The 9,743-nt window shown below is 53.5% G+C and carries 9 protein-coding genes and 1 riboswitch; of the genes, 4 read left to right on the top strand and 5 right to left on the bottom strand.

Annotation, left to right across the window (positions count from 1 at the left end):
- Positions 1-320: 320 nt before the first annotated feature.
- Complete coding sequence (locus VMT71_14920; GenBank protein ID HVN25263.1) at positions 321-833, top strand: glycine/sarcosine/betaine reductase selenoprotein B family protein; 513 nt, start codon at positions 321-323, stop codon at positions 831-833.
- 69 nt (positions 834-902) lie between these two features.
- A complete protein-coding gene (locus VMT71_14925; GenBank protein HVN25264.1) occupies positions 903-1,208 on the top strand; it encodes a hypothetical protein in 306 nt (101 codons plus the stop codon).
- A gap of 76 nt (positions 1,209-1,284) precedes the next feature.
- Here the strand turns inward: VMT71_14925 and VMT71_14930 are convergent, their stop codons facing one another.
- Positions 1,285-1,791 carry a hypothetical protein gene (locus tag VMT71_14930; GenBank protein ID HVN25265.1) on the bottom strand — a complete coding sequence of 169 codons (507 nt, stop codon included), beginning with the start codon at positions 1,789-1,791 and terminating at the stop codon, positions 1,285-1,287.
- Positions 1,792-2,145: 354 nt separating this feature from the next.
- On the opposite strand from VMT71_14930, the gene VMT71_14935 reads away from it, so the two are divergent.
- Positions 2,146-3,240, top strand: coding sequence for an amidohydrolase family protein (locus VMT71_14935; GenBank protein HVN25266.1), 1,095 nt, complete (start codon positions 2,146-2,148; stop codon positions 3,238-3,240).
- A 78-nt stretch (positions 3,241-3,318) separates the two neighbouring features.
- Here VMT71_14935 and VMT71_14940 read toward each other — a convergent pair whose 3' ends face one another.
- Together VMT71_14940 and VMT71_14945 are read right to left on the bottom strand one after the other, a co-directional pair.
- Entirely contained in the window at positions 3,319-3,762 is a 444-nt protein-coding gene (locus tag VMT71_14940; GenBank protein HVN25267.1) for a ferritin-like domain-containing protein, read from the bottom strand.
- Positions 3,763-3,913: 151 nt separating this feature from the next.
- Positions 3,914-5,149 (bottom strand): sigma-70 family RNA polymerase sigma factor, encoded by a 1,236-nt coding sequence (locus VMT71_14945; protein ID HVN25268.1) that lies wholly within the window; start codon positions 5,147-5,149, stop codon positions 3,914-3,916.
- An 83-nt stretch (positions 5,150-5,232) separates the two neighbouring features.
- Positions 5,233-5,320: riboswitch (cyclic di-GMP riboswitch) on the bottom strand.
- Positions 5,321-5,550: 230 nt separating this feature from the next.
- Here VMT71_14945 and VMT71_14950 point away from each other — a divergent pair.
- Positions 5,551-7,572 (top strand): PAS domain S-box protein, encoded by a 2,022-nt coding sequence (locus VMT71_14950; protein ID HVN25269.1) that lies wholly within the window; start codon positions 5,551-5,553, stop codon positions 7,570-7,572.
- A gap of 27 nt (positions 7,573-7,599) precedes the next feature.
- Here the strand turns inward: VMT71_14950 and VMT71_14955 are convergent, their stop codons facing one another.
- Entirely contained in the window at positions 7,600-8,994 is a 1,395-nt protein-coding gene (locus VMT71_14955) for an HD domain-containing protein (GenBank protein HVN25270.1), read from the bottom strand.
- A 289-nt stretch (positions 8,995-9,283) separates the two neighbouring features.
- The coding region (locus VMT71_14960; GenBank protein ID HVN25271.1) for a hypothetical protein at positions 9,284-9,743 on the bottom strand (460 nt) is incomplete at its 5' end.

The following is a 9,743-nucleotide window of genomic DNA, read 5'->3' on the forward strand; positions in this document are numbered from 1 at the left end:
TGCTTCCTTGGCCATCTTTTCTACTAGCTCTGCTTTTGTCATATCCCCTCCTCAGGATGATAGATGTGACGCGCTTCTCTCGAGCGCATGATCTCTTCATATAGCATGAGCGTGCTACATCTACAAGTCTTTTTTGCATAACTCGAACAGAATGGTGTGTCTATCGCGCAACCCTCAATGCCCTGCCACTCCAACCCGGCCACTGCGGAGCCTTATAGTGGAGCGTGGAAACGGCTCTAAATCCCTTGAAAATTAGTACAGCCGGTGCAAGACTTTATTGAAAGCTACAGTCTGTTACCGACACAGCTTCGGGAGAAACTATGGAACATTTTCAGACGCACCGGTCTTTCGTGAGTTACATCGATCGCACCCGCGAGTTCTACGCAGCGCAAGGCTACCCCAAGGCATACGCCTGGCCCCGCTATGACGACGTCCCGTTTGTACCGTTGCCAAAACCTCTGTCGCTGTGCCGCGTAGGATTGGTAACCACAGCAGGCAAACCTCAGGTCGACATGAAACTCGACTCATTGGGATTCGGGTTATCACTACGGGAGTTGTACGCGCAACCGGTGGCGCCACCGCCTACCAGACTTTATACACAGGATCTGGGCTGGGACAAGGAGGCAACTCACACCGAGGATGTGGATAGCTTCCTACCGATAAATCGCTTATTGGAATATGCAGCCGAAGGTCGGATTGGCTCTGTGTCTCCCCGCTTCTATGGCGTGCCTACTGATTACAGCCAGAAAAGAACTTCACGGCGCTATGCACCACAGGTGATGGAATGGTGCCAAGAGGACAGCGTCGACGCGGTGCTTCTCCCAGCGCTCTGACCGGTTTGTCACCAGACCGTGAGTCTGGTCGGCCGTCACCTTGAGCAAAATGGCATTCCAACGGTAATCATGGGTTGCGCGCGGGACATTGTTGAGGAGTGCGGTGTCGCCCGCTTCGCGTTCACCGACTTTCCGCTCGGGAATCCGTGTGGCAAGCCATGGGACCGGGATATGCAGCGTTCGATCCTAGGGATAGCACTTGATCTGCTGGAGCGGGCATGGATGCCGCGCACCACAGTCCAGACACCATTTCGTTGGGAAGATAATACGTGGCGCGACGCGTTCTTTCGAGTGAATGACAGCAATCGCGAAGCCCTCGCCAAAGCAGGCGAGGAGCGCCGTCACCTACAGGACGAATTAAAAGTAAACGAATGACGGTCATCGACGGATCAAGGGATTTGATTAGCGCAAATCCTTCTCGCAGGTTTACTCTGCTCCCGGAAATAAGCGCTCAGGGGCTGATCGAAGGTCCCCCCCTGTAGTTGCCTCCTCTGTTGTAAAAGCCGGTACCGGTGCTCTGGAACTGCTGTATATCACTCTCGTACTGAGACACCTGCTCATCAATCATCAACTCCAACCCTACGAGGTCGGAAGACTGCTGTCTCAGCCAAACTTCAATCTGGCGAGCCCCTTGAGGCGAGGACGTAGCACGCAGCAGTGCTGCATACTGGGTGAGAGTACTTCGCCCCTCCTGCTCTTTCCCTTCTTTCAGGAGTGTGAGGGATTTGTACCCGAGCACCCGCAGGTACGCATAACTCTTTCCGTCCACTTGCTGTGCTTCCGCGAGGTAGCGTCCCGCGGCGGGTAAATCCCCCATCTTGTAACTGGCGGTCGCAGCATACGCGTACGCTGCTGGCCATCGCTGAGCCTCTGCGGCTTTAACAAAATCTGCCCTGGCTTCTGCATACTCGCCTTCCTGGAGCAGCCGCTTTCCATGAAACATGTCCTCGCTGTACATATTCCAACTGCTGGAACAGGATAGACTGAGCAACGCTACTAAACTCGCTAAACACCAGAATGTGCTCTTCATCACGCGTCCTCCTTCAGGACAATCGATCGATCATACTCACTTATGTAATCAGCATAATCTGCAGTGTCAACTGTCGGGAGCCTGTTTCCGGTTCTTATTTTTCACCTTGACTCCGCGCGGAGGCAGGAGTAACGTTCAAATAGTTGCTCCTTCTTACGGTGATTGCTCTAAAGTTACTGGAGTCGTTCGGGAGCACGGGCCGTGGAGTGTTGGTTCGATTAATCGCTAGTGTATGAACGCGTCTACGTTCGTACTAAAATTTCTCTTTAGAGGGGGATGCTTATGCCTGGAGAAATGAATCGGAGGGATTTTCTAAAAACTGCAGCAGCGAGCAGCGTCATCTTCTGCAGTTGCAGCCTGCTGGACGCCGCGCGTGCCCAGCTGCCTTCGGGCCATCGTCTGCCTGTGGTCGTGAAAGGCAAGCGCGTCAAGACTATCGATGTGCACTCGCATTGTTACTTCCGCGACGTTGAGCCGCTACTGGGCCCTGAGGCAGCCATGCTCCACCCACCCGTGAACAACGGCGAAGCGAATTTCATTGAGATTGAAAAACGGCTGCAGGCTATGGATGGGCAGGGCGTCGACATGGAAGTGCTGTCGATCAATCCTTTCTGGTACGAGAAGGAGCGGGATCTCGCCGCACAGATCGTGAAAATCCAGAATGAAAAGCTGGCCGAGCTTTGCGCTGCCAGGCCTGACCGCTTTGCCGCTTTTGCTTCGCTGACGCTGCAGGCGCCAGAGCTTGCAATTGAAGAACTGGAAACCGCCGTGAAGAAACAGGGGCTCCGCGGTGCGGCTATTGGTGGATGGGTTGCGGGGTATGAGTTCTCAAACCCCAAGTTTCATCCTGTCTGGGCCAAGGCGGAAGAACTAGGGGCAGTTTTATTCATCCATCCCCAAGGCATCCCCGAACTCTCCAAGCGCCTATCCGGTAACGGTATTCTCGGCAACACCATCGCCAACCCGCTCGAGACCACGATTGCGCTGTCTCATCTGATCTTCGAAGGAACGCTCGACAAGTTTTCCGGCCTTAAGATCATTGCTGCTCACGGCGGCGGCTACTTGCCTTTCTACGCCGACCGTTCGGATCATGTCTGCACCGCTCTCGGGCAGTGCGATCCCAAGATCACCCTGAAGAAGAAGCCTTCAGAGTATCTCAAACAGCTTTATTTCGATTCATTGGTGTTTACGTCGGAAGCAATCCGCCATCTGGCATTTCAGGTGGGCGCAGACAGAATCGTCCTGGGCAGCGATTATCCCTACCCATGGCAGCCGCGTCCTGTCGATCACATTTTGGGCTGTAAATCACTGAAGCCGAAAGAGAAGGTGGCGATTCTCGGCGGGACTGCCGCGCGTCTGCTGAAAATTACAGCATAAGTTTATTGGTTATGCTTTCGAGCCGGGCAGCGCTGTAGCGGCTGCCCGGCGCATCTATGCACGCCAATACCCGGTCTATCACACCTCTTCGAGCATCGTAGTGAAGAGGTCGTGGTGCTCTTCTTCATCTTCAAGGATTTCCTTGAACATGAACGCAGTCGTTACGTCGCCCTCTTTGGTGGCGAGTTCAATGATCTTTCGGTACATAGTGACCGCTTCCTCTTCAGCTTTCGTATCCAGCTCAAGGAATTCCTTCAAGCTGGCGCCGACCTTGATGGGTGCAGGCTTGGTGGTGGGAGTTCCGCCCAGATACCAGAGTCGTTCCGCAATAGACTCTGCGTGCTTCATCTCGGCGATAGCAGTCTGCTTGAATTGATCCCGCACGGCAACACCTTTGACTCCCATCACCTGCACGTGCTGCCACATGTACTGTACGCTTACCTGAATTTCCCTGGCTATAGCCGCATTCAACAGCTCCTTCAGTTTTTCACTCGCTTTCGTGACCGGCTTCAAGCTCACCATGTCCATCCCCCTTTCTTTTGGTTTCTATGTCTTTTTCACCGAATTTTCTTCTAGAAGTATTTTAACCAGTTCTCGCAAATAGTCAACAGCAGTTTCCCTGGAATACCTGGGCTGATTCTGCAACCGCGGTGTTAGGAACGAACGGCAGGCATTACTCCTTCAATGCCTTTGCGTGACATCTCAACTTCTTCAGTGCCTTCGCCTCGATCTGCCGAACCCTCTCCCGGGTCAGGCCGAAAGTCTGCGCCACCTCTTCGAGTGTATGCTGGTGAGACTCGTCGCCAAGGCCGAACCGCATCCTGATCAATTTTTCCTCCCTCTCCGTGAGGCTTGACAAGGCTTTGTCCAGACCCTCCGCAAGATCACGAAACAAGACGCCCTCCTGAAAACCAGACGCGCATTTGTCCTCTATCATTTCGATAAGACGGCCTTCATCGCCCACAGGGGTCTCCAGCGAGACAGGCTCGTGGATCATGTGGAGGATTTCTCTGATCTTCTCTGCAGGAATACCCATTTCCGCGGCAATTTCTGTAGCAAGCGGCTCTCTTCCGAGATCCTGAGAAAGTTTGTGAGACAAATGGGCGACTCGCTGGGCTGCTTCCATGGCATGCGCTGGTATATGTATGGTTCTCGTCTGCTCTTTAATTGCTCTTCTCATAGCCTGCTTTATCCACCACACTGCATAGGTGCTGAATCGGTGACCCATTCTCCAATCGAATTTCTCCGCGGCCTTCATGAGACCCACGTTTCCTTCTTGCACAAGATCAGGAAAAGAAAGACCGCGATCCACGTATCTCTTGGCGATCGATATGACGAGTCTCAGATTTGCTTCGGCAAATTCATTCCTCGCTGCGACATACTGCTCGTGCGCCTTTTTCAGTCGGTCGAGCAGCTGATTTAATTCTGATGTGGGAATATGCGTTTGGCACTCGCCTTTTCTGTCAAGCTCGTGCACTCTGTCCGGCAACCTATCAGGCCGGGAAAGAATACGGCAGAGTTCCTCTGTCGCGAAGGGGAGGGTAAGGCCCGCGGACTCCAGCTCTTTTTTCGCCTCTTCGATACGCAGGGCAATCTGCCTCTCCTGTTGTTCGGTGAGCAGCGGCGTTCTGCCTGCTTTGCGCATATACTGTTGTATATAGCTCCGCAACTCATCGTCCCCACCCTCTTCTGACAGGCTACCCAAAGGCTCTTCCTCTCCGCCGATTTCTGTATCCTTGAACAGATACACCGCCTCTGTGCAATCGGTCAGCGGCAGATCCATTTCCGGATCGCCGGACTCTGCCCACAATGACGTTTCCGCGAGGGTTTCGGGAGGAGACTTTTTACTCGAAACTTTTCGTTGATACTCTTTACTACTCGCGCCTTCTTTGAAAGGCGATGGTTGCATCCTTGCACCTCCCTGTCCCTACGTGCCGGGAGATGCATGGTGTGCTGCCGGTATCGAGGATCGTGAAGCAGACGCCTGCATCACCCGGCAGCCCTGCGACCGTGTCCGCGTGGCGGATTTAGGCCAGTAGCTTTGCGCCCCACCCTTTGAGATGGTTTGCCTTTTTCAGGATAGTTCGTTTTCGTCTTTGCGGGTGAAAACTTAATAGGCCAAATGTTCACACCCGTCTATTTCCTTTCGCACCTGGAGAGCCTTTGGCAACAAGGTTTGGGGGGGGTCAGATTTTGAGCCCCATTTGGACTGCCGCTGTCCGGTAACGGTACGACCGATTTGTTGCAGGCTGAACGACTCTGGCCTGACGTCACGAGAAAATGGTATACTTCTGGCGCGAGGAGAGAGCAATGAGAGAGAGCCAGAAGTCAACGGAAGAATCCACAATCAAAAAAACAGAAGAAAAGAAGAAGGGACGGGACGGGGTCCCTGCAAGTAGCCTTGTCGATTCCATGACGCTTATCAACAGGTCCTACGTCTACGAATTCGCCAGCGAGGCGTATTGCCGGTCCCACGGGAAGAGCAGAAAGGAAATCATTGGGAGCAGCGTGGCCTCAATCTGGGGAGAAGAAGATTTCAACAAGTTCGTCAAGAGATACCTCGAGCAGTGTTTTGCGGGCAACGTGGTCCACTATGAAAACTGGCTGGAGTTCCCGGGAGTGGGGCTCAGATGCTACCGCGTAACGTACTCTCCCTATTTCAACGAGCGTGGCCAGGTCACACATGCCGTGGTCGCCTCGCACGACATCACCGATGCAAAAAAAGAGCAAGAGGCCCTGGAAAAGAGCGAAACCCAGTTCAGAACGATCCTGAAGAGTATGCATTATGGCGTCTACACATTTGATACAGAGGGACGTTTCACGTACGTGAACGACGTGGTGGCAAAGCGATCCGGTTACCCGCGCGAGTGGCACCTTGAAAAGACCTTGTTTGACCTGGTCCGGACTGAGGAAAGGGACATGGTTCGGAAGAACTTTGAGGCTGCGGTGCGGGGCGAGCATGTGCCTCCCTACGAATTTGCCTACTACAAGCCGGACGGCGAAATAGTATGGGTTCATATCAGTACGACGGCCATACGGGAGGGAGGGCGCGTAGTAGGGGTACTCGGCCTTCTCCTGGATGTCACCAAGAGGAGGAAATCGGAGGAGGCCCTCAAGGAAAGCGAGGAAAAGTACAGGACACTTTTTGAAAACTCCAGGGATGCTATCTTCATCACCGACCGGGAAGGAAGGCATATCGACGTGAACCGCTCATTCCTGGATCTCTTCGGACACACGAAAGAGGAGATACGAGAGCTGAATGCTGTGGATATATACCTCAGCCCTGAAGACCTAAAAACATACGTGAACGCCATTGAACAAAACGGCTTCGCGAAGGATTTTGACGTGAAGTTAAAGAGAAAAGACGGAACGGTGATGGACTGTCTCGTCACGGGAACCACACAACGGCACCCTGACGGCACCATCATCGGATACCAGGGCATCGTCCGGGACGAAACAGTGAAGAAGCGCGTGGAGGCAGCCCTCAAGGACAGCGAGCAGAAGTTGAAGAGCATCCTTTACAGCTCCCCCATTCCCCAGTTCGTCATTGACAAGAATCACCGCGTCACCCACTGGAACAGAGCCCTCGAGGTCTTAAGCGGCATCAAGGCCCAACACGTTATAGGCACGAATCAACACTGGAAAGCTTTCTACAACAGCGAAAGGCCTTGCATCGCCGACCTGCTGGTGGATGAAGCGCTTGGGCAGATGACTGACTGGTACGGAGGAAAATTCAGCAGGTCGCAGTTCATAGACGGTGCGTACAAGGCAACGGACTTCTTCCAGGAAATGGGCTCTAACGGAAAATGGCTCTACTTCACCGCTGCAGTGATTCGCGATTCCAGGAACAACATCGTGGGAGCGCTGGAAACGCTGGAAGATATAACACACCAGAAAATCGCCGAACAGGCTCTCCGCAGCGCTGAAGCGAAGTACCGCAGTATTTTCGAAAATGCGGTTGAAGGCATCTTCCAGACGACGCCTGAGGGACAGTATATGAACGTCAACCCGGCCTACGCCCGGATCCTGGGGTATGATTCCACTGGGGCAATGATGGAGGAGGTCACGGACATCGGCAAACAACTCTATGTGAAGCCGGAAGACAGATTGACGTACAAGGCCATCCTCGCGGAGGAAGGTATCATCCAGAGATTCGAGACACAGTTTTACCGGAAAGACGGAAGCATATGCTGGGTGTCGATAAATGCACGCGCTGTGAAGGACCAATCAGGCAGGGTCCTTTACTACGAAGGAACGATGGAAGATTTCACCAAGAGCAAACTGGAAATCGAAGAGCTCAAGAAAATGCTCGATGAGAGAAAGAAATCATAAGCTAGCCGTTCCCCGGAAAGCGATTCATTATACGTCCTCCGGGATAACTGATCGGCTGCGCCCTGTCATGGACTTGATTGCCGCCACTTCACTCACGCGTGAGGCAATGCGTGCGATGGGCGCCCAATCGTGCACAGCGATATCCTGACCATGGGCCAGGTTATTACGCAGCGACTCAAATTCCTTCACGACCCGTTTCCCTTCCCGCTTGCTCTTCAGGCCGAAGAGCTTTAAGCCGTCAGTGTGCTCCACCAGGAGCTGACCCTTGTCGGACAGCTGCAAACACTCCACCAGTCTGCACGGCTGCTGACGGCGCAGGCGCTCCTGGTGAAGGGCTTTTGCTTTGTCGAGCCGGCCGTCGGGAAGGTGCGTGTGCCAGGATTCCTCCGGATAGTACGCATCTACTAAACGGGTCAACTCCATCTCTGCGAGCGTCACAATACCGAAGAGCCACATTCTTGCGATAGGTTTGTTGATGTCGCCCCGGCCGATGACTCCGACTATTTCACCGAAAGCAGACAAGAACGCATGCTCACAAATAGTGAGCACATGTATAACGTCAGCCAATGAATCTTGCTGGTGGATGACCTGGCCGGGCCTGAACGGGCGAAGATGATCTTTGCAGTATCCATCCGCAAGGTCAGCGGTCCGCGCATAACCGCATACGACTCCTTGAGATCTGAGACCAATCACACCGAGGGAAGCCGTCTCCAGTACAGGCTGTACCTCGTTGCAGGGGCGCTCTATGTCAAATGAACGCAGCGGTTCTGCGATATCCTGGGCACGAAAGGCGTCACGGAACAGGTTTGAAAGATGCAAGAAAGCGTGCCACGCTACTGGGGGCCCCTGGCTCTCAGAGGGCTCCTGAGGCGGAGAGATCAGGCCCAGTTTGTTCGCCCACCCGGTGTAGACCTGTGTCGCCTTGTCGTAGAGACGGCCATCGCCTTCACGTAAAACTTCGAGGAGCGCTGCCATTTCCCTGAGATAGACGCGGGCGAACTTTGGATCGTGCCTTGCGATGTCTTCGCAGTTATCTATCAGGTCGGCCAGCTTGACCGTTTTTGCTCTGGCTTCTGCCGTCGACAGGTGCTTACGGTCTATGGCTTTGCGGGCTTCGCGGTTGCCATCACCGGGCTTGCTCACGTCGGTGAGGGATTCCACCAGTCGGCCCACCTCCTTCCCGAAGGCAGACTCCACATCTTCCAGCGTGGCCGTCGTATCTTCGACGACATCGTGTAACCAGGCCGCCGCCAACATCTCGGGGTCATCCGTAACAGACGCCACAAGATCGGCCACGTGCTGCAGATGTTCCGAATAGGGCACGTTGGTATATTTGCGCCGATGACCTATCTGCGCATGCCTGCTGACCGCAAAGTCTCTGGCGAGCGACACCAGATCAGCGTACGGCGGGACTTCTGACACGAAGGATAGCCTCCCTTTCGGTGAATCCGGCTGCAATTCAGTCCGGGTTCAAGAGTATATGCAAAACCTCATTACCTGTAAACCCAATTGTGACCGCTGAAGAAACACAGGGAAATAAGATGCGGCTCCGTCTCTCGCGCAAGCAACGGGTCTGATTACATTGAGCGTATATCACTAGCTATTAAATAGCTTATGTAATACAAATGATTTCTATTTTATTTGTTTAGAGGTCTAAAAGGTTACTTATAGTTGCCATAAGACAACCCGTGCCAGAGATCTTCCAGCAACCTCAGAAGTTCACCTTTGCGAGGAAATCGACAAGGTAAATTCCTCCGACGCCGCCGAAGGGCACCAGAAGCGACTGCAACACGGGGTGCTGGGTAAAAGGCAGAAAAGCGCCCGTGCGAATGGACTCCACTTCATCTATCGCAAATTGGATGTATCCGTTCAATGTTGCATCCTGATTCTCATCCTTTTTGGCTGTCCGAAGCAGTTCTTTCAGGCGGCCTACAGACCCGGTTCTGGTCTTCTCTGCTGAGCGTCTCAAGAGAAATGCGGAGCTCCAGGCAAGCAATGCACCCAGGCAAATAACTGTCACCAGCATAGGAGGCGTGTTCCACCTGTCAAAGTAATCGAACCTCGCCACAAACATGATAAACCATACTATAAAGGGATAGAAGATGAGCTTGCCCACTGCCTCAGTGCGCAGGGCAACCAGGCGTACGAGTTCCAGCTCGTTACTCACCCTG

Source organism: Syntrophorhabdales bacterium, assembly GCA_035541455.1.
Classification (GTDB): Bacteria; Desulfobacterota; Syntrophorhabdia; order Syntrophorhabdales; family WCHB1-27; genus JADGQN01.

Coding starts and splice junctions, on each gene's coding strand:
- VMT71_14925 (HVN25264.1), top strand. CDS start 903: ATGGGTTGCGCGCGGGACATTGTTGAGGAGTGCGGTGTCGCCCGCTTC.
- VMT71_14935 (HVN25266.1), top strand. CDS start 2,146: ATGCCTGGAGAAATGAATCGGAGGGATTTTCTAAAAACTGCAGCAGCG.
- VMT71_14950 (HVN25269.1), top strand. CDS start 5,551: ATGAGAGAGAGCCAGAAGTCAACGGAAGAATCCACAATCAAAAAAACA.
- VMT71_14940 (HVN25267.1), bottom strand. CDS start 3,762: ATGGTGAGCTTGAAGCCGGTCACGAAAGCGAGTGAAAAACTGAAGGAG.
- VMT71_14920 (HVN25263.1), top strand. CDS start 321: ATGGAACATTTTCAGACGCACCGGTCTTTCGTGAGTTACATCGATCGC.
- VMT71_14945 (HVN25268.1), bottom strand. CDS start 5,149: ATGCAACCATCGCCTTTCAAAGAAGGCGCGAGTAGTAAAGAGTATCAA.
- VMT71_14930 (HVN25265.1), bottom strand. CDS start 1,791: ATGTACAGCGAGGACATGTTTCATGGAAAGCGGCTGCTCCAGGAAGGC.